A 23,634-nucleotide genomic window follows, 5' to 3' on the forward strand; every position below is an offset into this window, starting at 1 on the left:
TTTTTCAAAGAATTTGACTGTCCTAAATAACATGCACTTTCGCTGGAGGGTCGCTGTTTGGCGGCCCTCTTTTTTGCACAGGCGCGGTGGGATGGTAATAATCGGGCGGGAGTCAGCCGCTCTGATAGAATCGTCCTTGCTGTCGGCAGCCCTCGTGCCGGGCAGAGCCCTCCATCCGATGGGAGGTGATGCCCATGACCGATTTCACTGAGCTCGTGAAGCTCCTGACTGCTATGGTCTCGCTCCTCACGGCCCTTGTCGTCCTTTCCAAGGCACTCAAGCAGGGTTCGAAGCCCAAAAAGAAAGGCCACCGTCGCTAAGACGATGACCCAACTTCATTAAGCAACGGCTCTGCCCAGCTCTCTACAACTTGGGCTGCCGTCGGCACCATTTTACCCTCCTGACGAGGAATTCGTCCATATTTCAAAAACCAAATTGCGTTTGCTATCGAAGCCTTGATTATCAACTTCATCCGAACACCTCCCACATTCATCCGCACATGTGCGGATGAATGTGGGAACCCGATACCCTGAGGGCCGGACCGGCCGGCACCGGGAGATCGGAGGACGGCCGGTCCGGAAAGAGGAAGAAGGGTTCTGCGGAGGCGGCCCCGAGGGCCTACGGCAGGCTCACCAGGCACGAGCGGGACACGGTCCAGAGGATGCTGGAGCGCAGGGCCTCGTGCAGGGAGATCGCCAGGGAGCTGTGCAGGTCGCCCTCGGCGGTGAGCGCCGAGGTGGCGTCGCACAGGTTCGTGACGGCGCCGAAGTCCAGGCGCGGCGAGCGCGTCGACGGCTCGGCCGACCTGTCGGCGGCCTGCCCGCGCCTGGCGGCGTGGCCGCGCTGCTGCAACGGGTGCGGCCGGTACCGTGCGATCGGCTGCAAGCGCCGCCCGCACGTATTCTGTGTTTCGTCAAGAGGATTTGAGCAAAAAGAGCATCGGAAATTGAGCAGTCGCAGCATCGGAAGCGCGCACGCTTTTTGAGCGGCTAGCCCTCCTGCATGAGGGCATGGCGGACGCGGTAGGACTCGCCGCGGAACTGGACGAGCCTCCCGTGGTGGACGATGCGGTCGATCAGGGCGGCGGCCATCTGGTCGTCCCCGAACACCGCCCACACCTGCTGAACTCCAGGTTCGTGGTGAATACCACCGACTGCCTCTCGTATGCGTCGGCGAGGACCTGGAAGAGCAGCCTCGCCCCGTCCGCGTCGAGCGGGAGAAACCCGAGCTCGTCGATGACGAGCAGGCGGGCCTTGCCGATGAGCGCAGCCTCCCGGTCGAGCCTCCCGTCGTCGCGGGCGCGCCTCAGGCGCATCACGAGCGAGGACGCCGTGAAGAAGCGCGCCTCGAGCCTCCTCTCGCACGCCAGCGCGCAGAGGGCCGACGCCATGTGCGTCTTGCCGGTGCCGACGTCGCCCATGAGCACGAGGTCCTCCCTGCGCTCGACGAAGTCGAGCGCGAGCAGCGACTCGCGCCCCATGCCCTCCGGCCACGACACGGCCGACCAGTCGTAGCCGTCGAAGGTCTTGGGCGCCGGCAGCGCGCAGCGCCTGAGCAGCGTCGCGCGCTTCGAGGCCTCGCGGCTGGACCTCTCCGCCTCGAGGTAGCCCGCCAGGTACTCCACCTGCTTCGGGGTGCCGAGCCTCGACCACTCCTCCAGGACGGCGGTGGTGAGCGAGCACGACCGCCCGGCCTCCACGACCCTGCGGGCCAGCTCCTCGCTAGCTGCCATCGGCGACCGCCCCCTTCAGGAACCCGTCGTAGACCGACAGGTCGGCCCCGCCGGCCCCGCCGAGAGGGCGCGCGCAGAGAGGGGCGATGCCCCGCTGGCCTAGCCTAAGGGCGAAAACGGAATAGACGGACCGACCGTCCGGCTGAGTCTGGGAAGAGGTGCCGGGCGGCAGGCGGAGCATGGCCACCGGACCCATCGAAACACATCTCCACCGTTCCTTCAACTGGGAAAACGACGCCCCCGTGGCCTGAATGGGGCCTCGGGGGCGTTCGGCTAACTGCGGGAACGGCCTATCCGCTCAATGTGTTCGGCTGAGATCGGAAATCAACCATATTATGGGCACAGTCGGCAATTGGGTTGGATAGCCTCGCACCGGAGGAATCAACATGAGTACAAGTAGCTACAAACCGCAAAAAGGCCGTGGCCTCCCGTGGCCTTTAGACACGGACGCTCCATCGGTTGCCGATCAGGCCGAGACGCCTAGCGAGATGGAGGCGGCGCTTGACGTTCGACAGGATGAGATTGCAAAGAGCGAGATCCTGAGTGGAATCAACAGGCCATCCTACGACTCATTATTTGCGGTCGCGAAGAATCGCGTCCAGCTTGCGATTCTGATCATGATTTGCTCCTTCCAGACGTCCAAAGGGCCTAATAGGAAGGATGCCAACGGAAAAGAACTTACAAAAGGTCTTTTCATGCGTCAGGACAAGCTCGAAAAAAAGTCTGTTCGACTCAACCGACTGTATCGAAAGCTCTGGGCGAGCTGGCTCATCGAGGCATCATCATGAAGACCGATGGGGTGTGGGTCATCGTTTGGGCTCAGCTCGATATTCAAGCGCGTGAGGCCGGATGGGATCCGCGCACGGACGCGGGCGGCGAGGTCGGACGTGAAAGCCGGACCGCAGAGGTATCGAGCGCACGCGGCCAGGGCCTCGAGGGCGCCTGGCGGGTAGGGAGATCCGAGCATGAGGCAGGACAACGCGCAGGCCCGCGAAAGGTTCACGAGCTCCCCCGCGACGCGGCTGGACCCTCGGCTGCCCCTCGTAAAGGATGCAGAAGACACGGTCGAGGTCCGACGGTTCGACCAGGCTGTACCGGCAGTCCGCGTACAGTGCGCAGCCCCTCCCGCGCGGGTCGCCGTCCGAGTCCTCATCCGGCTCATGATGGCGCACCTCAACCCAAAGGCCCTCCAACACGTCGTCGAACCCGAAATCGAGCTCCGCCTGGACGCTCTCGCCGAGCGCATCGCCCAGGGCGAGCTCCGGCACCTTCGTCACACGGCCGTCCAGCCACTCAATCTCTGTCATCGCGCGCATGGTGCAAGCCCCTTCCGACACGGGATTGTCAGCTCAACCCGACCCTTACCCATACGGACGAACATAACTCGCCAGGGGGAAGCCCCTGAAGGCCGTGCGCCACAACATGAGGCCGAATCCGCCCCCGGCTGGACAGGCCAACAACGAAGGAGCACACGGAACCGGCGCGGCGTTACAACCGTCCCGGCAAGCGTGTCACTTGGCCAAGTCATGATGCCGACAAACCCGGAAATGCTCCAACGGAGCGCCGAACGAGCGTAACAATATAAAGCCGTGCAACACGTGTTGGACGACCGGAACATCCCAAACAAAGGCCTGTAGGTCCCACCTTCAAGCCCAATAGCAAAATGTGCATCAGCGGATTTGCAGCGATACAAGTCTCAACCGTCACCATCACACCGCAGCGCGCCTAGTCCCACTCATCCTACTGCAAATGTCCCAGAACGAGAAAACGACTAGCTTAACATGCCAACCTTTATATCCGCACGCGCGTAATTCAACTCATAAGGACCGGCTATCCCTTACCTGTGACACAATCTCAAACGCACAGAACAGAATCATCAGTCCAATCATCGTATAAGAGGCAGCCGAACCTTCAAGCACTATTCCACAAAGAACAATCTCCGCGCAGCCAATAAGAACTGTTATCAGGCGCTCTGCCTTTTTGCTCTCGCCGCTCGCATAAAAAGGCGGCAAAGTGCACAAGATCACATATAGCCCGGGAAGGGAATACAGGATCGATAGTCCAAGTCCCCCATCAACCGCAGTGCTTTGCGTAAGAATCAACTGAACCCAAACGGCAATTATCACTGAGCAGGTTGTCGATAAAAGAAGACTAGAAATATAGCACGCAACAAAGTCCCGTCGCATTCGAGCAGAGAAATCCGCGAACTCTCTTCGCCGCGTGGAAACAATAAGGTACACAGAAATTGCAATAGAACCAATCAGAGAAAACAGCGGAACAACCAGCAATTCAAGCTTATTACCCCATCGATCAACCACACCCCCACTCCAATGAGCGGGAATTGTATCAGGGAGGACTGACCAAGCCGCCCATAGAATCAGAAATGGAAGAATAGAGAGGATGAAAGATGATAACACTGCAGTAGTTTTTTTTGAGGTTCTCATCGATTCCGCATCTCCTTGCGCGCCCACATTCCACTCCGCCTTAAATCAAGTATACGTTTTGGAACGGGATGTCACTCCGAACGCCTTACCCTCTTAGTGTGAATGCCGCTGCGGCATTGTTGACTCATCCTTAGTAATCGCGTCTATCCTCTGCAGCATCAGCCAAAGCAATCCGAGAGGGCCGCACATGCATGCAGCGGAAATTCCTTTCGGGGGGGGGTATCTCCCAGATTTACCCGCCGCCCGAAGGGGCAGTCGACAGTCGAGTACGTACTGATCATCGCGATCATCGTCCTGGTGGTGCTGATCGCGGGACCGTGGGTCTCGTCGGCGATCACAAACCAGTTCAACACGGTGGCGGGGACGCTCGGCAACGGAATCTCAAAGGGTAGCTGGGAGTCGGGCGGCACGGGCGGCGGCAACGGGTCGTTGACCGACGCCGACATCGTGGACCCCGTTCACGGGATAGCGTTCGCCGTGTACTCGGAGGACGACCACAGCCTCATGTTCTACAAGCGCCGCGGGGTCCCCAGAGTCGGTGACATGCTCAACAGCCGCCGCGTGACGGCGGTGTATACGGGGTTCGAAAATGGATACGCCACCGCGACCGTGGGAAACGACGGCAAGACGACTGCCCCCTGGTGGCCTAACAGAAATAATATCGTGGCCGTAAAGGCCATTGACGATGGCATAGAAATCCACTCGTTGGCATTTTGCTTTCAGTACATGGAGAACTGCAAGAGCTTTGATCTGGCAAAGTTCGACATATCGAACTGCACAAATCTGCAGCACGCATTCGCGTATTGCGGCAATGCGACTTCCTTCAGTATTTCAAGCTGGGATACGTCCTCGGTCGTCGAATTCGACTCGGCGCTCAAAAACCTTTACAAGGTCGAGGAGATTGACATCTCCGGATGGTCGACGCGGAAAGCCGGCGATTTACGTCTCCTTTTTTCCACCGACAGTTCGCTGAAAAGCATGAAATTTGGACCAGGGTGGAAGACCTCAGATGTTATGGATATGCTCGGCATGTTTAGCTATTGCAAAAATCTAAACCTCGACTGTTCCGATTGGAATGTCCCAACCTATGCCAATCATAGTGACTTCAATCACTGCGCCCCCGGCGTTATCCTCCCGAAGGCGTGGCAGTAGGTCTGAAGAAACAAAACGGCAAGCAGTTTATGTGGCGCGGGCACCCGTGCCGCCGTTGCCTCAGCGGCACGTTACGGGCTAGTCGGTTCGCTTTAACGTACGCTCTGCATGCAATATCAATCCCCATGCGAAGGGAGTGTCGCATATGCATGCAGCGGCAATTAACCTTCGGGGGGGGGTGGGTATCTCCTAGGAATACCCGCCTCTGAGGCCAAGGAGCCATCGAGTACGTTCTGGTCATCGCGATTATCGTCCTGGTTGTGATGATAGCCGGCCCTTGGGTCTCGTCGGCAATCAGGAACCAGTTCAACACGGTGGCGGGAGTATTGGTAAACGGGACAGCAGGTGGGACTTGGGAACCGAGCGGTTCCGGCAGCGGTAACGGCGCGGGTTCCGCGACCGTCCAGGCGGCGCTCGCCAAGGACGCGAAGGACACGCGAAGGACTGGACCCTCGGTGAGCAGAAGGCAGTTGCCGAGGACATCGCCGCCAAGGGCGAGGCGTCGCCCGCCTACGCCAAGGCGAAGGCCGCGATGGATGCCGGCACCGAGTTCTCGATGAAGCTCACCGATGGCAAGACGCTGACTTACCGCATTATCGGCATCAATCATGATGACCCTGCAGGCGGATCCGGCAAGGCGGGCCTCACGTTCCTCACCACCACGACGGGCATTTGGTCCCCCATGAACGCGATTGACACCAACGCCGGCGGTTGGGAGAAGTCTGAACTCCGTCAGAAAATGAACTCCGGCAAGATCTGGAATCTGATGCCCTCCGATTTCCAGTCCAGGGTGAAGGCCGTCAAAAAGCTATCGAACAATGTCGGGGGCGGTGATGAGAACAAGAACGCCGCCGTGACGGCTACCTAGGACAAGCTGTTCCTGCTCAGCTACTCTGAGATCGCCCCCCCACCTCCTATTGGGCATCCTATCCCTGGACTTCCTCCGAGGGCACCCAGTACGAGGCCTTCAAAGGCAAGGTGACGGAGAACTATAATCCCAACTCTGCCATTGCCATTGGCAGCGGTTGGTGGGAGCGTTCGGTGTTTCCGAACGCCTCGAAGGGCTTCCTCCATGTCGACAGCAGCGGCAATCCGTCGGACAGCAACTCCGCGCCGGGCTGGTTTTGCGTCTCCCCCGCCTGGTGCTTCTAGCTTGTCTAGCGCAAAGCCCGCGTTACCCCGCGCGTGCTTTCTTTTGGCGACCGAACGAACGGCTTCAGGTTCATGGCACGGGTAGTCGGATTGAAGAGAAATGGGGTCATACAGCGGCTCTCAGAGCGCCTGCCGCACTCCCCCGCCATTACCTCTGCTGCGTCCTCGTATAGAGTCCATCCTGCTTGGTGTTTCGAGTTCGGGGCGTATACGGTGGGTGGATAATGGATTCACTTCGATGACGGCGTTTACGGGAGCGACCATGGCGATGCGCGAGATCGCGGTCAAGTTCGATGAGGGCGAAATGGCCTTGATTCAGGGTCATGCGGACGCCACGGGCATGACCTTTTCCGAGTTCGTGAGAAGGGCCGCGTTCGAGAAGGCTGAGGACATGGCGGACATCGAGGCCTACAACGAGGCTTTGGACGGGGACGGCGGCACTCGCTACCCGATGGAAGAGGTCGTGCGCATGGCGGTGGAGGCTGAGTGATTGTCCACACGCGTTGTCTGTCTCGGCTCTAAAGGCTTCTCTTGGGCGGGGTTCGGCTTATAGCCGGGTCCCGCTTTTTTGCGGCTTTCAGTTGTCTTTCTGAAGGTATGAAATGGCTGCCTCGATATGAATACGGTCGGCATTCGAAGCGGACGTTATAGCCGCGCTAATAGCGCATGACTTTCTCCCCTGCCGTCATCGTTGCCGCAGCGGCAAGACCGTTGCAAATACTTGGAATAGCCCTACGCTCGGCTCGTATTGCAAACCCCGAGTGAAGGGAGCCGTATATGCATGCAGCGGCAATTAACCTTCGGGGGGGGGTCGCTCCTGAAACGACCCGCTTCCGAGGGCAATCAATTATCGAGTACGTCCTGATCATTGCCGTCATCGGCCTGGTCATCGTGTTCGCGGGACCCGGCGTGGCCGGAGCCATCCGAAACCAGTCCAACCTGGTCGGCAACACGGTGAACAATGGGACGGTCGGCGGCGTCGAGGGAGGCGCGTCCGGTGGCGGCTCCGCAGGCGCCGATTCCGCGGCCGTCCAGGTGGCCATCGCCAAGGACGCGAAGGACTGGACCCTCGACGAGCAGGAGGCGGTTGCCAAAGACATTGCCAAGAACGGTACATCGTCTATCGCCTACGCCAAGGCCAAGGCCGCCATGGATGCCGGCACCAAGTTCTCGATGAAGCTGACCAATGGCAAGACGCTCGAGTACCGTATCATCGGCATCAACCACGACGACTTGGCCGATGGTAGCGGCATGGCAGGCTTGACGTTCGAGGCGACCAACTCTGCCTTGGGTAGCCAGAGAATGAACGCTACGGACACCAATGCCGGTGGTTGGGATAAGTCCGAGCTCCGTACCCGCCTCAACAGCGGTGACCTCTGGTTGCTCCTGCCCAGCGAGCTCCAGTCAAAGGTGAAACCCGTCACAAAGACAACCGATAACGTTGGCGGTAACGGGGGCGGTGCCCCCTCGGCGACGACCGACAAGGTTTTTCTGCTCTCGGCAACCGAAGTATACGGGGATATGCAATCTGACGGCATCCAGTACGAGTGCTACAAATCCAAGGGCGTGACGAGGTCGAACTATTCCGGTGCATCAGGCTATAGCCACTGGACTCGTTCCGTGAGACCGCGCAGCTCCACATCCTTTCGCTATGTTCAAAGCGGCGGTATTTGCTACAGCTACAGCGCGACGGACTCGTTTTATGTCCTCCCCGCTTTCTGCTTCTGATCTCTTTCATCGAAAAGCCCCCGCAATCCTGCGAGGGCTTTTCTTGTGGCGATTACTCAAACAATTCGAGGTTCATTGTACAGGTAATCGGGTTGAGGAGAAATGGGGTCATACAGCGGCTCTCAGAGCGCCTGCCGCACTTCCCCGCCATTACCTTTGCGGCATCCTCGTATGGAGTCCATCCTGGTTGGCGTTTTGTTGTAACCGCTCACTTGTCCACAGATCAAGTGAACTGCTGGAATAAATACAGCGACACACTAGTTCGTTACAGTCGCCATATCTGCGTAAATCGCCGCGATAAATACAGCCTGTACTCGTCTGTATACCAGCTACGCGTATGTAGATTCATGTCGCGTTAATAAATCGGCTCAAGCGCGTGCAAAACGCGCAAGTAACCGCAAAAAGCGATTATCGCGCAGGTAGATTTTTGGCACCCTGTTGCTTAATCAAAATTAAGCAATTGCTTAAAACAAAAAAGGTCAGGCACTAGGTGCCTGACCTGCGAAACTTCTGGTCGGGACGACTGGATTCGAACCAGCGACCCCTTGACCCCCAGTCAAGTGCGCTACCAAGCTGCGCCACGTCCCGAAGCTTTTTTTGTTGCTCTGCTCTCGCTCGCAACAGGAAGTATATTAACCCGAAACTTTAGACTTGTGCAAGAACTTTTTTACAATTTTTGAAGCAAGTCCAAAATTGTATCTGCGAGCTGGGGTTTTGTTAGCACGGGAAGTTCCTGTGTACCCGCTGTGCTCACAATCCAGGCCTTGTTAGTGTCGGTACCAAAGCCTGAATCGGCGCGCGAGACATCGTTGGCGATAATGGCATCGCAACCTTTGCGTGCCAATTTGCGCTCGGCGTACTCGACAACGTTATCGGTCTCGGCCGCAAAGCCGATCACGCATCGCTCGCCCTTCTGGTGTGAGAGCTCGGCCAAGATATCGACCGTTTCGACAAGCTCGATGCGATCCAAGCGTTCGTTGGACTTTTTGAGCTTATGGTCCGCAGGGGTGGCGGGGGTATAGTCGGCGACGGCGGCCGCACAAATTGCCGCATCGGCCGTCTGGAAGGCGCTCAGGGCCGCCTGGAGCATCTCTGCGGCGGTTTGCACGCGCACGCACTCCACGCCGCGGGGAACATCGAGCGATGTCGGTCCCAACACGAGCGTGACCTCGCCACCGCGGCGTGCGGCCTCCCCTGCAAGGGCGACGCCCATCTTGCCTGATGAGCGGTTGCCAATGAAGCGCACCGGGTCGATCGGTTCGTGTGTGGGGCCGGCAGTGATGACGATGCGCTTGCCCGCCAGGTCTTGCGGCACGGGGTTGAGCACCTCACAGACAGCCTCGACGATGTCCTCGGGCTCGCTCATGCGTCCCGTGTCCACGTCGCCGCAGGCAAGGTAGCCGCTGCCCGGACCCACCACATGGACACCGCGCTCGCGCAACGTGGCCATGTTGGTCTGTGTAGCCGGCGCTTTCCACATGCCATTGTTCATGGCCGGCGCGATCACGATGAGTCGTGGCGTTGCCAGCAGCGTGGTGGAGATGAGGTCGTCTGCGATGCCGTTGGCCATCTTGGCGATGATATTGGCCGTCGCGGGCGCCACGACCACCAGGTCGGGCTCCTGTGCGAGCGAGATGTGGTGGATGGGGTCGGAGGGATCGTCGAATAGGCCCACGGCAACGGGCTCGTTGGTGAGCGCACGAAAGGTGAGCGGGCCCACAAACTCGGTGGCATGCTCGCTCATGACGACCTTGACGCGTGCGCCGCGCTTTTGCAGCAGGCGCACGATATTGCACGACTTATAGGCGGCGATCCCGCCGGTAATGCCCAGCAGGATCGTTTTTCCCTCAAGTTGCATTGAATTGTTGGATGCCGCCGTCATCGCTAGGCTTCCTTGCTCGGGAGCACCAGGAGGCGGTGGCAGTACGGACAGTGCGTAATCTCGCTACCGTCGTGGTTGAGGTCGCTCATGGACGATGCCTGCAGCGCGGTGTGGCAGACCGTGGGGATGTTGCCCTGGATGGTCTCGACGGCCAAGCCGCGGAACTGCTTGAGCAGACGCTCGTAGTCGGTGAGCACGTCGGCCGGCAGCGTGGCGGCAAGAGCGGTGCGCTCCTTAGTGGCGGCTTCGATCTGAGCCTGCAGGTCGGCAGCCTTGGCGCGGGCGGCGTTGGTATCGGCCTTTACGCCCTCCTCGAACTTGGCGATAATTGCCTGTGCGCGGGCCTCGCGGTCGAGCGCCTCCTTATGGGCGACAACGACGTCCTTGCGGGTGTGCTCAATCTTGTCCAGACGCTTGGCCAGGGTTGCGAGTTCATTCTCCAGGTCCTGAACCTCACGGTAGTCGGAACCGTCGACGTGGCGCTTCTTGGCAGCCTCAATGGCGTTGTTGGTCTGAATCTCGGTGGTGTTGAGATCGTCGAGCTCAATGTCCAGGTCCTTGCGCTGGGCGTAGAGCTTGGTCATCTCGGCTTTGAGCTTAACGTAGGTCTTACGCTTGGAAGCGAGCTCCTTGAGCTCCGGCATATTGGCAAGTTCGCTCTTGTTGCGGGCGAGCTCCAAATCGATCTGTTGCAGCTTGAGTAGCGTAGCGCCGGCGCTCATAAGTTCTCTCCTTTTGTCACAGTCCACCATTGGCAAGGGTTCAGTATTTTAATCGCATGACGGGGGTCGACCCCGGCGTCAACTGCAGAGTTCATCAATATATCAACGAACGGCTCCTCGGAGCGGTCGTGGCCGAGCAAGATCACCGGTAGCCCACGCAAGGCAAGGTCCTGCGCCACGTGATAGCCTGCCTCGCCCGTCACGACAACATCCGCACCGGCGGCGATGGCGAGCTCTCCAAAGTCGCCCAGGGAGCCGCCCAAAATGGCGACGGTGCGGCACGGGCGATCAACTTCGCCCCACACACGCGGGTCGCTGCCGAAGGCTGTGGCAGCACGGGTGGCAAGATCGCGCAGCGTGCACGGGTCGTTGAGCGTTGCAAGCCCGCCCAGGCCGGTCGGCTCGGGGTCGTCCACGTGCTCCAGTGAGCTCACGGGTGTGGCACCCAGCAGCTCACTCAGGCAGACGCGGGCTTCGTGCGAGCGGTCCAGGTTGGTGTGGAGCGAGATAATGCTCACGCCGCAACGCGCTGCCTCGTAGAGCGCCGCGCTGCATTGGGGGCGTGCGGAATCCGACGGACAAAACGCCTCGGGCGCCTTGATGTATATGGGATGATGCGTCAGCAGCACGTTGGCGCCGCCTTCTTGGGCGCGGCGAACATTAGCTTCGGTCGCATCGAGCGCGCAGGCAACGCCGGTGATCTCCGCGGCCGGATCGCCAACGGAGAGTCCTACGTGATCCCAGCCCTCGGCGTCCGCCTTGGGGTAGCGCGCCAGCAGCCCACGTTCAAGCTCGGCGACGATCATGCGGCACCCACGATCGAGAGCAGCGTCTGGGCAAACTCGTCCAGGTCGACAGGGTTCACACGGTCATCAAACGAGATACGCAGAGCGCCCAATGCCTGCTCGCGACCAATGCCCATGGCGCTGAGAACATGGCTCGGGTCCATGCTGCCGCTCGAGCATGCCGAGCCTGCCGACACCTCAAAGCCGGCGGCGTCGAGCTTGATGATGAGCTCCTCGGAGTCCATGCCGTCAATGTAGATCGATACCATGCCGGGCAGACGGTCGGCTTGCGCGTAGTCGCCCATGGTGGCGTGAATGCGCGGATGGGCCGTAAGCGTGGCGTAGAGCTTGTCGGATAAGGCCTGCAGCGTTGTACGCTCCTGGGCCACGCGGGGCGCCAACGTGCGGGCGGCAGCGGCAAAAGCCAGCTGTGTACGCAGGTCCTGCGTGCCGGCACGACGACCGGCCTCCTGTCCGCCGCCAAAGATGCGGGGTCGCAGTGGGGTGCGGGTCTTAACGTAGAGCGCGCCAGATGCCACAGGACCGCCGATCTTGTGCGCGGCAACGGTCATAGCATCGACGCCCAGCTCGGTGACATCGAGCGGAATATGCAAGTAGCCTTGGATGGCATCGGTATGAAACAGGGCGCCGGCAGCATGTGCGGCGGCGGCCAGCTCGCGGATGGGCTGCACCACGCCGGTCTCGTTGTTGGCGACCATGATGCTCACGAGCGCCACGTCGTCGCCTAGTAGCTCGACAAGCGTGGCGGGCTCAATGTAGCCCATGCGGCAGGGCTGCACCAGGTCGACGCTAAAGCCTGCGGCACGCAGCAGCGGCAGGTTGTCCAGAATCGAATCGTGCTCGATGGCAGATACGATCACGCGGTTACGCTTACGGTCGCGCTGACGTGCACCCTCGGCAAGACCGAGTAGCGCCAGCTGGTTGGCTTCGGTGCCGCCGTTGGTCAGAACAATCTCAGACGGGCGAACGCGCGCGCCAAAGCTGCGGGCGATCTCGCGACGTGCAACCTCCAGACGCGCGGCAGCCTTGCGGCCGAGCGAGTGCAGCGAGTTGGGGTTGACGCCCGCTAGCTCGCTATCGTCGTACTCACGCTGCGCAAGGCGCGCCTCGGCGCGCATGGGCGTCGAGGCGGCGTAGTCAAGATTCACGGGTATGCGGTTTTGACCTGCGGTCATAAGGGTTTATGCCTCCTGTGCAGCCTCGTTGCCCAGCTTCTGCAGCAGCGCAACCTCGGCAGCGGGATCTTCGGACTTAAATACGGCAGAACCGGCCACCAGGACATTTGCGCCGGCCTTGACGACCTCGGCAATGTTCTTGGAAGAAATGCCACCGTCGACTTCGATGAGGGGCGAAACGCCGTGACGCTCGCACATGGCCTTGAGCTCGTGGAGCTTAGCGATGGTGCCCGGGATAAAGCTCTGGCCGCCAAAGCCTGGGTTCACGCTCATGAGCAGCACCATATCGACGACGTCGATGATGCTCTCGAGCACGCACACGGGGGTGGCGGGGTTGAGCACAACGCCGGCCTTGACGCCGCGCTGCTGCAGATGCGTGAGCGTGCGGTGCAGGTGCGTGGAAGCCTCGTAGTGCACGGTGATCATGTCGGCGCCGGCGTCGGCGTACCAATCGACCGTCTCGTCGGGGTTCGATACCATCAGGTGCGCGTCGACCGGCACGTCGGTGGAGCGCTTGACGGCCTTGAGGATGTCGACGCCAAAGGTGAGGTTGCCGGTAAAGTGGCCGTCCATGACGTCGAAGTGCACGTAGTCGGCGCCGGCGATCTTGTCGAGGTCGCCCTTGAGGTTGGCCATATCGGCCGAAAGGATGGACGGAGCGATTTTAATGGAACCCATGGTAGAAGCCTTTCTGCGCTAGTCGGTGAGTCCGTAGAACTCTTGGGAGGGTACGCGGTCGGTAAGAATCTCGAGCGCCCTATCCAAAGTAACACCGTTGTAGAGCGTTTGCTCCACGGCAAAGGTGAGCGGAATGTCTACGCCCAGTGAACGGGCAAGCTCGCTCACGCTGCGGGCCGCGACGGCGCCCTCGACAACCATATGCGTGCGCGTCTGATACTCGTCGAGCGACACGCCGTGGGCAAACTCGTAGCCAAAGGTGCGGTTGCGCGAATGCTCCGAGGTGCAGGTGGCAATGAGGTCACCCATGCCGGCAAGTCCCATGCAGGTCATAGCTTGACCGCCGCGGGCATGCACCAGACGGCTAATCTCGGCCAGGCCGCGCGTCATGATGAGGGCGAGCGTGTTGTCGCCGGCACCGGTGCCGGCGGAGATGCCGCACACGATGGCGATGACATTTTTCATGGCGCCGCAGACCTCGACACCGGTCATGTCTTGCGACAGATAGATGCGGAAGGCCGTGGACAGGAGCAGGTCCTTAAAGGTCTCCCCTATCTGCGGATCTTTGCTGGCGATGACGGCGGCAGAAAGCCCGCCGCGGCAGATCTCCTCGGCATGGTTGGGGCCCGAGAGCGCCGCCACGCGCGCCTCGTTGCCGATCTCGCTGGCGATGACCTCGCTCATGAGCAGGCCGGACTCGGGCTCAATGCCCTTGGTGAGGCAGAGCACCGGGGTATTGGCTGCGATAAAGGGCGCGGCCTGGTGGCACACGCTGCGAAGGTGCGTCGAAGGAACGGCGAAGATGATGGCCTCGGCGCCGTCGAGCGCCTGCACCAGGTCCGTGGTGGCGACGACGTTGCCGGGCAGCTCGTAGCCCACCAGATACCGGGGGTTACGGTGCTCGCCGTTAATGCCGGCGGCCGTCTGCTCGCTATGGGCCCACATGGTCACGCGCTCGGCCCGCGCGGCGGCAAGGCCGGCGACGGCGGTTCCCCAGGAGCCGGAGCCAATCAGCGCAACATTCATGACTCTCTCCTACTTATCGTCGGGCTCGGTGACGCGCTTGGTAAACGAGAGCTTGGACTCCTTACCGGTCATGAGCTTTTTGATGTTCGCGCGATGGGCCCACACTACGGTGATGCCGATCATCGCCATGCAAAACTTGAGGCCCAGGCTGCTGTACGGAAAGACCGCACAGGCAGCGATGGGAAGACCAATGGCGGCGGCAAGCGAGCCCACCGACACAAACTTGGTGATGGCGACGGCAACGATAAACATGCCCAGCAGCGACAGGCCAATGGGCCAGTACCAGGCAAGAATCACGCCCAGGCCCACGGCGATGCCCTTACCGCCGTGGAAGTTAAGGTAAGGCGAGAAGATGTGTCCCCACACGGCAGCCAGGCAGATGACGCCGATCATCCAGTCACCGGCGGCACCGGGAGCCATGATGCTCACGGGGAAGCCATAGCCCACGCTCGCGATGAGCGGACGCGCGATAAGGACGCAGATGGCGCCCTTAAGGCAGTCGAGCAGCAGCGTGAGCGCGGCCACCTTGGGGCCGGCCACGCGCAGCGCGTTGGTGGTGCCGATGTTGCCGGAGCCCGCCTTGCGAATGTCCGTGTGGTTGAACACGCGGCCCAGGATCAGGCCAAACGGAATCGCTCCGATAAAGAACGAGACCACGGCGCAGATGGCGGTCAGCAGGATCGGATTAAGCATCCTTTTGCTCCTTCTTCCTAAAGAAGAGTCGAATGGGCGTACCGGAAAAATCGAAGGTCGAGCGCATGCGGTTCTCCACGTAGCGCTGGTAGGTGTCGTTGACCAAGTCGCTGTGGTTGACAAAGAACGTAAACGTCGGCGGGTTGACGCCCGTCTGGGTCACGTAGTGCATGCGCAGGCGGCGCTTGCCGTCCACCACGGTGTGGCCGAACTCGCGCAGGTCGGTGAGGAACGTGTTGAGGCGCGAGGTGCTGATCTTTTGCGAGCGCGTCTTCTCGGCGGCGTCGACCATCGCCCAGATCTTCTCGACGCTGCGGCCGGTCAGGGCAGAGATGCGCAGGTACTGGGCCCAGGGAGCCATGACGCCCAGACGGCGGTCGATGGTCTCCATGCAGGCCTCGCGCTTACGGTCGTCGTCGAGCAGATCCCACTTGTTGAGCAGCACCACGATGGCGCAGCCGCGCTCAATGGCAAGACCCATGACCTTCTGGTCCTGCTCGGTAACGCCCACGGAGGCGTCGACGACGAGCAGCGCTACGTCGGCGCGGTCGATGGCGCGCAGGCCGCGAACCATGGAGTAGTACTCGATGTTCTCGTACACGGTGCTCTTCTTGCGAATGCCCGCGGTGTCGACCATGCGGTAGTGCTTGCCGTTGCGCTCGACGACCGTGTCGATGGCATCGCGCGTGGTGCCGGCAATGTTGGACACGATGGAGCGGTCGGCGCCCAGGATGCGGTTGAACAGCGAAGACTTACCGGCGTTGGGGCGGCCGATGATGGCGACGTTCAGCGCGTCGGGGAACTCATCGGCGACCTCGTCCTCTTCCTCGGGAAGCAGGGCCACGATGTCGTCGAGCAGGTCGCCCGTGCCGTGGCCGTGCAGGGCCGAGAGCGGCGTGGGCTCGCCGATACCGAGCGAATAGAACTCCCAGATGCTGTCGTTCTCGCGATCGGGGTTGTCGAGCTTGTTCACCAGCAGAAAGACCGGCTTGTCGCAGCGCTTGAGCATGCGAGCGACCGACTCGTCCTCCTCGGTGACGCCGGTGCGGCCGTCAACCACAAACAGGATGACGGCGGCTTCCTCGGCGGCGGCGAGGGCCTGGTCGCGAATGGACGTGGCGAAGACGTCATCGCTCTTGAGCGGTTCGATGCCGCCCGTGTCGACGATGGTGAACTCGCGGCCGTTCCAATCGGCCGTGTGGTATGAGCGGTCGCGCGTGACGCCGCGGGACTCGTGGACGATGGCGTCCGAGGTCTGGGCCAGGCGGTTAACGAGCGTGGACTTGCCCACGTTGGGGCGTCCGACGACGGCGACGATAGGTTTCATCTGCACTCCTTTAATGGGTAGGGTCAGTGGAAGTGTTAGAGTCGGCAGGCACAATGCCAAGGATGTGCTCCAGGGTATCGAGCAGCTCATGCGGCATGGTCGACACCACATGAACCTCGGCGCCGCGACTGGTAAGGCTTGCGAGTAAATCGTCACGATGATACTCGTCAAGCGTCATGCCGTCAGCGTTGAACATGAGCTTAGGCACAAAGAGCATAACCCCCGAGAGGTCCTGCGGCAGCTGTTCCAGAATGTCGCAGGCGACGATGAGGCCGGTCACGTCCACGTTGCCGCCAAAGTAGCGGTTCTTGATGGCCGTGACGGTGCCGGCGAGTCCCTTGGGCGATTCCACAAAGCGGGCTACCGTATCGCGTGCGCTGGCGCCCGAGAGGCACAGCAGGTGCTGGCCTCGGGCGGCGATGGCCTCGCGGACGCGACGCAGGCGCTCGGCGTCGGCGGCAAGCACATCGTCGGTCTCGTCCAGATACGAGCGGATCATGCCAATGCCGTCGTAGTATTGCGGGTAACCGTCGTAAAAGTCTGCCTCGGGAGGATCGATGCCGGCGTCCAGATAGAACTCGTCGCTCATCTGGAAGGTGTGGCGGCCAAAGCGCTCATAGGCGCGGTCCTGGAACGGTCGGATCATGGCAATAGTCTCGCGCGCCAGCTCGGGCTTGTCGCTGTAGGACCAGCTAAAGCGATTCTGGTGCTTAGTAAAGCCCAGAGGCACAATGCCCAGGCTGGTGATTTGCTCGTGCTCCTCGCAAAAGCGCAGGGTCTTTTCCAGCTCCTCGCCGTCATTCATGCCGGGGCACAACACGATCTGCGCGTGAATCTCGATGCCGGCGGCCATGATGGCCTCGAGCACATCCATGCCGCGCTGGGCGTTGCGGCCCATCATGCGTCGGCGGACATCGGGGCTCACGGCGTGGACCGACACGTTCATGGGGCTCATGTTGCGTTGGATGACGTTTTGCACGTCCTCGTCGGTGAGGTTCGTGAGCGTGACAAAGTTGCCCTGCAAAAAGCTCAGACGATAGTCGTCGTCGCGGATGTAGAGCGTGGAGCGGCCGCCCTTGGGCAGCATGGTCATAAAGCAGAACACGCAGGCGTTCACACAGGTGCGCATACCATCGAAGATGGGGCCATCGAATTCAAGGCCCCAGTCCTCTCCCGGGAAGCGGTCGAGCTCGACGGGGGTGACGCTGTTGTCGCGCGGGTCGAAAACCTCGAGGTCGACGGTGTCGTCGTCGGCCTCCCAGAGCCACACGATCATGTCGGTGAGCGCCTCACCGTTGACCGTGAGCACGCGCATGCCCGGCTCGATACCCACATCCCACGCGGGCGATTCGGGACGCACGTTCTTTACGAGCGCGCCCTCACCCGGCTCGGGGTCGCGGCTGCGCCCGTAATCGGCCACCTCGGCGGCGTATGCGGGTACGGTCTGGTCCATGATTAGCGGCAAAGCTCCTTGATGCGCTCGACGGCGCGCTCGATGTGTTCTTGCGGGGTGGAGGCTCCGGCGGTGATGCCGATGTGGTGAGCGTCGGTAAACCAAGCGGTCTCAAGCTCTGAAGCTTCCTCGATGTGATGCGTGCGCTCGCAGGCGTCTGCGCAAATCTGCGCCAGGCGGCGGGTGTTGCCCGAGTTCTTGCCGCCCACGACGACCATGCAGTCGCAGCGGTTGGCAAGTGTGGCTGCTGCCTGTTGACGTTCACTTGTGGCAGCGCAAATGGTGTTGATCACACGCAGCTCCTGCACGCGCGGGGTGATAGCTGCCACGACCTCGGCGAGGTTCTGCGCGGTCTGGGTGGTCTGCACGACGAGGCCTACCTTGCCCTTGAGCGACAAGGCATTGGCGTCGGCGGCACAGCTCACGACCTGTGCATCTTTGCCGGCGTGGCCAAGAATGCCCTCGACCTCGGGGTGACCCGGCTCGCCTACGACCACCACGCGGTAGCCCTCGCGCACCAGGCGCTCGGCTGCCATATGGACTTTCTTCACGTAGGGGCAGGTGGCGTCGACCACGTTTAGGCCGCGCTTGCGGGCAGCATCGATTACCTGCGGCACCACGCCGTGGGCGCGGATGATCACGGTGCCGGTTGCGGCGTCGTCCAGGGTTTCGGCCAAGCCAACGCCTGCCTCAGCGAGCTCGCGTACCACGATGGGGTTATGGATGAGCGGACCCAAGGTATGAACCTGAGTGCACTCCCCTGCCTGCGGCGCGGCGGCCAGCGCCATATCGAGCGCACGCTGTACGCCGTAGCAAGTGCCGGCGTGTGCTGCGATCTCGATGGTAGTCGCTGTTGCCTGGTCGGACGCGGTCGCGGCAGTGTTCGTAACGTTCTCGCTCATGGCTAGAACCTGCCCGGATGCTCGGCGCACAGCTCGTCTCGCATAGCGTAGACGCGGTTCATGGCCTCGGACTCAAACCATTCCAGGCGCTCCGTGCGCTTAAGCCCAGCCGGTGCGTCGGAAAGCGAGACGGCCTTGCCGGCGCGGATCCAGCACTTCTTGGGACGCATGAGCTTTTTGCCTGCGGGCGTGATGTCGGACCAGCCGCAGATGGCGAGCGGGTTGACGGGCGCCTTGCCCATCTGGGCGATGAGCGCAAAGCCGCCGTGGACCTCGGGCTTGATCTCGCGCGAGCGGATGCGTGTGCCCTCGGGGAAGATCAGGACGTCCTCGCCGCGCTGCAGCGCATGCTGGGCGGCGCGCAGGCACTTCATATCGGCAGTTCCACGCTCGACGGGGATGCCGCCAACGCGGCTAAAGGCCCAGCGCACAATCTTGCTCTTGGCGAACTCGGACTTAAAGATGGGACGAATGCGGCGGCCCCCAAAGAACAGCGCCGTCTCCACGGCCAAGAGCTCGGCCATCGAGGTGTGGTTGCAGATGACCACGCTGCCGCGGCCTTCCTGGCGCTCAAACAGAAGATCGGCGTCCTCTACCTTCCAGCGCCACATGAGCTTGGAGAAGGCCCAAAGGATTGCCATGACCACGGCGACGGTGCCGCGGATGAGCGCGGGGAACTCGGCATAAGGGGCGTTGTAGTAATCCTCGGGCGTCTGCTTAAACAGGCGCATGGGCTACCTCCTTTGGTTGATGAGGTCCTCGATAATGCGGACGACCTCGTCGATGGTGTGGGCGGTGGAGTCGACGTGCACGGCGTCCTCGGCGGGCACGAGCGGGGCGACCTCGCGACTGCTGTCGAGCTTGTCGCGCTGCTTAAGGGCGTCGAGGGTCTCGTCGACCTCTGCTTCGAGCTGCTCGGACGTGAGCGGCTGGGCGTCGTTTTGGTGACGCTGCAGCACACGGCGGCGGGCGCGCTCACGCGGGTCGGCGGTTAGGAACACCTTGACCTGCGCGTTGGGGAACACGACGGTTCCGATGTCGCGACCCTCGGCGACGATGTCGCGGTCCTCGGCGGCGCGGCGCTGATGGATGAGCATGGCGGCGCGCACGCCTGGATAGGCCGAGACCTTGGACACGTTAGCGTCGACCTGCGGGGTGCGGATGGCGGCCGAAGCGTCCTGGCCGTCAATGGTCAGGCGCGTATCCTCGCCGGTGCCGTTGGTAAAGCGGATTTCGATCTGCTCGGCGAGGGCATCGATTGCCGCCTCGTCATCCAGGTCGATGCCGCGGTCGAGCGCGGCGAAGGTGACGGCGCGGTACATGGCGCCCGTGTCGAGCTTGTTAAAGCCAAGCTGGCGGGCGATCTCCTTGGCGATGGTGGACTTGCCGGAACCGGCGGGGCCGTCGATGGCGACGATCATGCAATGCTTCCTTTCGATGGTTGACGTGCAGGTATGGTTCGCGGGCGTTGGGGCGCGGCGGGTTGCCTAACCCATGTAGCGCTCGCGGTAGGTGTTGCGCTTGGGTGCGGAGCCGTGGCTGCCGTGGTGACGCGTGCGGCTTGCGGGCATGTCTTGGGGCTTGCCGCCGTTGCGCTTGGCGCTCGCCTGCTTGGGCGGGATGCCGCCGGCCTTGAGGATCTGCACCTCTCGGTCGGTGAGCTCGCGCCACGAGCCCTTGGCCACGTCCTTGAGCTCCAGGCCGGCAAAGTTGCAGCGGTGCAGGCGGATCACCGGGTGGTGGATCTTGCTCAGCATGCGCTTGACCTGGTTCTTGCGACCCTCGCGGATGATGACCTCCACGGCGGTGGTGCCGGGCTTGACGCCCTGGGGAGCTACGGCCTCGGCCTCGCGCGCGTTAATGACGCGGCAGATCGCCGGCTGGCACAGGCCGTCGTCGAGCTCGATGCCGCGGCGGAGCGGTTCTAGATCGCGGTCGGTCAGGTGCCCGTCCACGAGTGCCTGGTAGGTCTTATAGACATGCTTGCTGGGGTGCAGCAGGTCCTGTGACAGGTCACCGTCGGTGGTAAAGAGCAAAAGGCCCGTGGTGTCGCGGTCCAGGCGGCCCACCGGGAAAAGTCCCGGAAAGCGGTCGCGGGGGACCAGGTCGGCCACGCAAGGGCGCTCCTGCGGGTCGCTCATGGTGGTGAGGTAGCCGGTCGGCTTGTAGAGCATCAGGTACACGGCGCCTTGGTTGAGCTTGACGGGCATACCGTCGACCTCGATGTGATCGCGGTCGACATCGACCTTGGTGCCCAGTTCAATCGCGACCTCGCCGTTGACGGTCACGCGGCCGGCGGTCATCAGGTCCTCCGAGCCGCGGCGGCTCGCCACGCCCGCGCGCGCCAAAAAACGCTGCAGGCGCATGGTGTGCGGGTAGACGGGCTGAGCGTCGGTTGCGGGTACTGAATTGCCCATGGCGCGCGTCTCCCCTACTTCGTTAGTCCTCGTCATGTATATCCTCCGAGGTCTCGTCGACGACAAGGGTCTCCAAGTCCTCGACTGCCTCAACATCTTCAACATCGGTATCGAGCAGTTCGCGCTCTTCGTCAAGGTCTTCGGCTTGCTCCTCGAGTGTGGACTGAATACTGCGGCCGCTCAGGCGCTCGCGGATAAACTGACGCGACTGCTCGTCGGGGGCAAACTGCTCCAGGTCGGGCAGGTCGCGGGTGGAGCGCAGGCCGAACTTTTCCAAGAAGGCGTTGGTCGTGCCGTAGATGATGGCTTGACCGCGCTGGGGGTCGCGGCCGAGTTCACGCACCAGGCCCTTGTCCACGAGCGACGCGATAACGCCATCGGAGTTGACGCCGCGGATGCCCTTGACTACCTCGCGTGTCACGGGCTGGTGGTAGGCGATCACGGCCAGGGTTTCGAGCGCCGCCTGCGACAGCTTTTGCGTATCCCAGCTCAGCACATAGGCCTCGACCACATCGTGGTAGGCGGGGTGCGTAAACAGGCGCCAGCCGCCGGCGACCTCGCGCAGCTGAAAGCCGCGGTTGGCCTCCTCGTACTCAACCTTGAGCTCGGCGAGCAGCGACGCGCACTCGCCGGGGGCGATATCCAGTGCGCCGGCTAGCGCGGGCGCACTCACCGGGTCGCTCGACACCAGCAGCAGCGCCTCGAGGGCGCCTTTGAGGCTGTTTGCCTCCAGCGTGGAAAGGGTTGACATGGTTGCCGCTCCTATTCGGTGAGCTCGGGGCCCTCGCCGGGCACGTATGCCTCGGCTCCCTCGACTCGGTTGATGCAGATGGTTCCAAAGATTTCGTCCTGACTCAGCGTAAGCGAGCCGCGCTTGGCAAGCTCCAGCATGGCCAGGAAGGTGACGACGAGCTGCTCGGTGGTGGCGTCGCCGTCCAGCAGCTCGCGGAAGGTGCAGGTTTGGTGCGCCATGGTAAAGCGGTCGACCGAGGCCACGGTCAGGTCGAGCGGCACGCGATGCGGCGCCACGTGCTCGGCCTCCAGCAAGAAGGTCTGGCGCTTGCCGTCCAGGTCGGCGCAGATGACGGCGAGGCCACGCAGGGTGATGCCGGCCAGGTAGTCGGGCATAAGGCCTAAAAACTCGGGGTCGGGGCCGGCCACGCGCGGATGCATACGGCTCTCGGCCTGCATGCGCGCGCCGAGGGCTGCCGCCGCGCCCTTAAACTGCTTGTAGGCAATCAGGCGCTGAATCAGGACCTCGCGCAGGGCGTCGCCGTCAAGCGCACTGAGCTCCTCGAGGTCTTCATCGTCCTCGTCATCGTCGTCTGACTTGCGCGGGGCTTCTTGGGGCACCAGCGAGGCGGCCTTGATGTCCAAAAGGGTTGCCGCGACCAGCAAAAAGTCGCTCGCCACGTCCAGGTCCAGCGCCTCGATGCGCTCGGCCTCGGCAAGGTATTGCTCGGCCACCTCGCTGATCGAGATGGCGCCGATATCAACTTTTTGGCGGGTTACCAGCTGCAGCAACAGGTCGAACGGTCCGCTGTAGACCTGCGTCGACACGCGATACGACATCTTCGACCTCCTTTGACGGCGCCTTCGCGGCGCGGTTTGGGTGCATGTTGCGACCGTTTTGCACGGTCGACCTGTAAGTTTACCTTAGATGCTGGCGATTGCGAAGTTGAGCAGCCACTCGGCCAGCGGATACACGGTAACGTCGAAATAGCGGCCGATCACGTCGATGCCGGTCCACATGGGCAGCAGGTACAGCACCAGGATGAGGATGGGCATAGCGTATTGCTGCAGACGGTAGTAGTTAGCGAGCGCCTTGCCCTTGAGGAAAGGCACGATGATCGACGAGCCATCGAGCGGCGGAATCGGGATGAGGTTGAAGAACGCAAGCGACAGGTTGACCACGATAAACGTGGCGCCGAAGTTCATGATTTGTGATGCCAAGGCAAAGGACATGCTGGCGTAGAGGTTGCCGTATGCTAGTCGCATGAGGGCTGCGGCAAGACACGCGAGCGTGATGTTCGATGCGGGGCCGGCTACGCTCACCAGGACCTCGTCGCGCTTGGGGTGTTTGAGGTTGTTGAGGTAGACGGGCACGGGCTTGGCGAAGGCGAATACGGGACCGCCGGCGGCAAGCATAAGCAGCGGCAGGAGGACGGTGCCAAACGGGTCGATATGGTTCAGCGGGTTGAGCGAGACACGACCGCGCGAACGGGCCGTCTTGTCGCCGAGTGCCCAGGCTGCGGCGGCGTGTGCGCTCTCGTGGATCACGATGCCGACGATAACGGCAACGGCGCTGGCGAGCAGGTTCATGAAGTAGCTGTTGGACATGGCAC

General features: G+C 61.8%; 27 protein-coding genes and 1 tRNA gene. 8 read left to right on the forward strand and 20 right to left on the reverse strand.

The features are described from left to right. Window positions 1-194: 194 nt before the first annotated feature. Together ABG996_RS04715 and ABG996_RS04720 are read left to right on the forward strand one after the other, a co-directional pair. Window positions 195-320: a hypothetical protein gene (locus ABG996_RS04715; RefSeq protein ID WP_267471256.1), complete on the forward strand. Its 126-nt coding sequence runs from the start codon at window positions 195-197 to the stop codon at window positions 318-320. A 341-nt stretch (window positions 321-661) separates the two neighbouring features. Beyond that, window positions 662-985 carry a hypothetical protein gene (locus tag ABG996_RS04720; RefSeq protein ID WP_249360907.1) on the forward strand — a complete coding sequence of 108 codons (324 nt, stop codon included), beginning with the start codon at window positions 662-664 and terminating at the stop codon, window positions 983-985. Window positions 986-989: 4 nt separating this feature from the next. Here the strand turns inward: ABG996_RS04720 and ABG996_RS04725 are convergent, their stop codons facing one another. Both ABG996_RS04725 and ABG996_RS04730 read right to left on the reverse strand, forming a co-directional pair. Further along, on the reverse strand, window positions 990-1,109 hold the full coding sequence (locus ABG996_RS04725) for an ATP-binding protein (RefSeq protein WP_271737480.1): 120 nt from the start codon (window positions 1,107-1,109) through the stop codon (window positions 990-992). Next, entirely contained in the window at window positions 1,076-1,732 is a 657-nt protein-coding gene (locus ABG996_RS04730; RefSeq protein ID WP_347478717.1) for an ATP-binding protein, read from the reverse strand. Before ABG996_RS04730 ends, ABG996_RS04725 begins: the two co-directional genes overlap by 34 nt. 386 nt (window positions 1,733-2,118) lie before the next feature. Between ABG996_RS04730 and ABG996_RS04735 the strand changes: the two genes are divergently transcribed. Beyond that, the gene (locus ABG996_RS04735) at window positions 2,119-2,520 is read left to right on the forward strand and encodes a hypothetical protein (RefSeq protein WP_195364264.1); all 402 of its coding nucleotides are present in this window, start codon (window positions 2,119-2,121) and stop codon (window positions 2,518-2,520) included. A gap of 1,029 nt (window positions 2,521-3,549) precedes the next feature. Here ABG996_RS04735 and ABG996_RS10830 read toward each other — a convergent pair. Beyond that, complete coding sequence (locus ABG996_RS10830) at window positions 3,550-4,176, reverse strand: DUF1648 domain-containing protein (protein WP_430733169.1); 627 nt, start codon at window positions 4,174-4,176, stop codon at window positions 3,550-3,552. Window positions 4,177-4,476: 300 nt separating this feature from the next. On the opposite strand from ABG996_RS10830, the gene ABG996_RS04740 reads away from it, so the two are divergent. From ABG996_RS04740 to ABG996_RS04760, 5 genes are all read left to right on the forward strand, one after another. After that, the gene (locus ABG996_RS04740; RefSeq protein WP_347483937.1) at window positions 4,477-5,328 is read left to right on the forward strand and encodes a BspA family leucine-rich repeat surface protein; all 852 of its coding nucleotides are present in this window, start codon (window positions 4,477-4,479) and stop codon (window positions 5,326-5,328) included. A gap of 532 nt (window positions 5,329-5,860) precedes the next feature. Continuing rightward, window positions 5,861-6,196, forward strand: a complete 336-nt coding sequence (locus tag ABG996_RS04745; RefSeq protein WP_347478720.1) for a hypothetical protein — start codon at window positions 5,861-5,863, stop codon at window positions 6,194-6,196. Between the two features lie 110 nt (window positions 6,197-6,306). Continuing rightward, window positions 6,307-6,480 carry a hypothetical protein gene (locus ABG996_RS04750; protein ID WP_195211964.1) on the forward strand — a complete coding sequence of 58 codons (174 nt, stop codon included), beginning with the start codon at window positions 6,307-6,309 and terminating at the stop codon, window positions 6,478-6,480. Between the two features lie 238 nt (window positions 6,481-6,718). Continuing rightward, window positions 6,719-6,970 (forward strand): type II toxin-antitoxin system RelB family antitoxin, encoded by a 252-nt coding sequence (relB, locus tag ABG996_RS04755; RefSeq protein WP_055287387.1) that lies wholly within the window; start codon window positions 6,719-6,721, stop codon window positions 6,968-6,970. A gap of 287 nt (window positions 6,971-7,257) precedes the next feature. Further along, window positions 7,258-8,208 (forward strand): DUF6273 domain-containing protein, encoded by a 951-nt coding sequence (locus ABG996_RS04760; protein ID WP_347478722.1) that lies wholly within the window; start codon window positions 7,258-7,260, stop codon window positions 8,206-8,208. A gap of 511 nt (window positions 8,209-8,719) precedes the next feature. On the opposite strand, the gene ABG996_RS04765 is transcribed toward ABG996_RS04760, so the two are convergent. The 17 genes from ABG996_RS04765 to ABG996_RS04845 all read right to left on the reverse strand — a co-directional run bounded on the left by ABG996_RS04765 (window position 8,720) and on the right by ABG996_RS04845 (window position 23,629). After that, window positions 8,720-8,796, reverse strand: a tRNA-Pro gene (locus ABG996_RS04765). A gap of 79 nt (window positions 8,797-8,875) precedes the next feature. Continuing rightward, window positions 8,876-10,090, reverse strand: a complete 1,215-nt coding sequence (coaBC, locus tag ABG996_RS04770; RefSeq protein ID WP_347478724.1) for a bifunctional phosphopantothenoylcysteine decarboxylase/phosphopantothenate--cysteine ligase CoaBC — start codon at window positions 10,088-10,090, stop codon at window positions 8,876-8,878. Between the two features lie 2 nt (window positions 10,091-10,092). Beyond that, window positions 10,093-10,812 (reverse strand): zinc ribbon domain-containing protein, encoded by a 720-nt coding sequence (locus tag ABG996_RS04775; RefSeq protein WP_347478725.1) that lies wholly within the window; start codon window positions 10,810-10,812, stop codon window positions 10,093-10,095. Continuing rightward, window positions 10,809-11,618 (reverse strand): Nif3-like dinuclear metal center hexameric protein, encoded by an 810-nt coding sequence (locus tag ABG996_RS04780; protein WP_347478726.1) that lies wholly within the window; start codon window positions 11,616-11,618, stop codon window positions 10,809-10,811. Before ABG996_RS04780 ends, ABG996_RS04775 begins: the two co-directional genes overlap by 4 nt. Further along, window positions 11,615-12,793, reverse strand: coding sequence for a cysteine desulfurase family protein (locus ABG996_RS04785; RefSeq protein WP_148346660.1), 1,179 nt, complete (start codon window positions 12,791-12,793; stop codon window positions 11,615-11,617). The genes ABG996_RS04780 and ABG996_RS04785 overlap by 4 nt, the downstream gene beginning before the upstream one ends. A gap of 6 nt (window positions 12,794-12,799) precedes the next feature. Then, window positions 12,800-13,471, reverse strand: a complete 672-nt coding sequence (rpe, locus tag ABG996_RS04790; protein ID WP_195445808.1) for a ribulose-phosphate 3-epimerase — start codon at window positions 13,469-13,471, stop codon at window positions 12,800-12,802. Between the two features lie 18 nt (window positions 13,472-13,489). Continuing rightward, a complete protein-coding gene (locus ABG996_RS04795) occupies window positions 13,490-14,497 on the reverse strand; it encodes an NAD(P)H-dependent glycerol-3-phosphate dehydrogenase (RefSeq protein ID WP_196025826.1) in 1,008 nt (335 codons plus the stop codon). A gap of 9 nt (window positions 14,498-14,506) precedes the next feature. Further along, a complete protein-coding gene (gene plsY, locus ABG996_RS04800; protein WP_347478729.1) occupies window positions 14,507-15,190 on the reverse strand; it encodes a glycerol-3-phosphate 1-O-acyltransferase PlsY in 684 nt (227 codons plus the stop codon). Then, on the reverse strand, window positions 15,183-16,517 hold the full coding sequence (gene der, locus ABG996_RS04805) for a ribosome biogenesis GTPase Der (RefSeq protein ID WP_117758057.1): 1,335 nt from the start codon (window positions 16,515-16,517) through the stop codon (window positions 15,183-15,185). The genes plsY and der overlap by 8 nt, the downstream gene beginning before the upstream one ends. Window positions 16,518-16,527: 10 nt before the next feature. Next, a complete protein-coding gene (locus ABG996_RS04810; RefSeq protein WP_055309921.1) occupies window positions 16,528-17,970 on the reverse strand; it encodes a DUF512 domain-containing protein in 1,443 nt (480 codons plus the stop codon). A 2-nt stretch (window positions 17,971-17,972) separates the two neighbouring features. After that, window positions 17,973-18,872 carry a 4-hydroxy-3-methylbut-2-enyl diphosphate reductase gene (locus ABG996_RS04815; protein WP_347478730.1) on the reverse strand — a complete coding sequence of 300 codons (900 nt, stop codon included), beginning with the start codon at window positions 18,870-18,872 and terminating at the stop codon, window positions 17,973-17,975. 2 nt (window positions 18,873-18,874) lie between these two features. Next, window positions 18,875-19,603: a lysophospholipid acyltransferase family protein gene (locus tag ABG996_RS04820; protein WP_347478732.1), complete on the reverse strand. Its 729-nt coding sequence runs from the start codon at window positions 19,601-19,603 to the stop codon at window positions 18,875-18,877. A gap of 3 nt (window positions 19,604-19,606) precedes the next feature. Continuing rightward, on the reverse strand, window positions 19,607-20,293 hold the full coding sequence (gene cmk / locus ABG996_RS04825; protein WP_006236034.1) for a (d)CMP kinase: 687 nt from the start codon (window positions 20,291-20,293) through the stop codon (window positions 19,607-19,609). 66 nt (window positions 20,294-20,359) lie between these two features. Beyond that, window positions 20,360-21,289, reverse strand: a complete 930-nt coding sequence (locus ABG996_RS04830; protein WP_347478734.1) for a pseudouridine synthase — start codon at window positions 21,287-21,289, stop codon at window positions 20,360-20,362. Window positions 21,290-21,311: 22 nt separating this feature from the next. Further along, a complete protein-coding gene (scpB, locus tag ABG996_RS04835) occupies window positions 21,312-22,040 on the reverse strand; it encodes an SMC-Scp complex subunit ScpB (protein WP_006236036.1) in 729 nt (242 codons plus the stop codon). A gap of 11 nt (window positions 22,041-22,051) precedes the next feature. Further along, on the reverse strand, window positions 22,052-22,861 hold the full coding sequence (locus ABG996_RS04840) for a segregation and condensation protein A (protein WP_347478735.1): 810 nt from the start codon (window positions 22,859-22,861) through the stop codon (window positions 22,052-22,054). 84 nt (window positions 22,862-22,945) lie between these two features. After that, window positions 22,946-23,629: a site-2 protease family protein gene (locus tag ABG996_RS04845; RefSeq protein ID WP_347478737.1), complete on the reverse strand. Its 684-nt coding sequence runs from the start codon at window positions 23,627-23,629 to the stop codon at window positions 22,946-22,948. Window positions 23,630-23,634: the final 5 nt, after the last annotated feature.

Origin of the sequence: Collinsella aerofaciens (assembly GCF_039836695.1) — a bacterium.
Lineage (GTDB): Bacteria > Actinomycetota > Coriobacteriia > Coriobacteriales > Coriobacteriaceae > Collinsella > Collinsella aerofaciens_BD.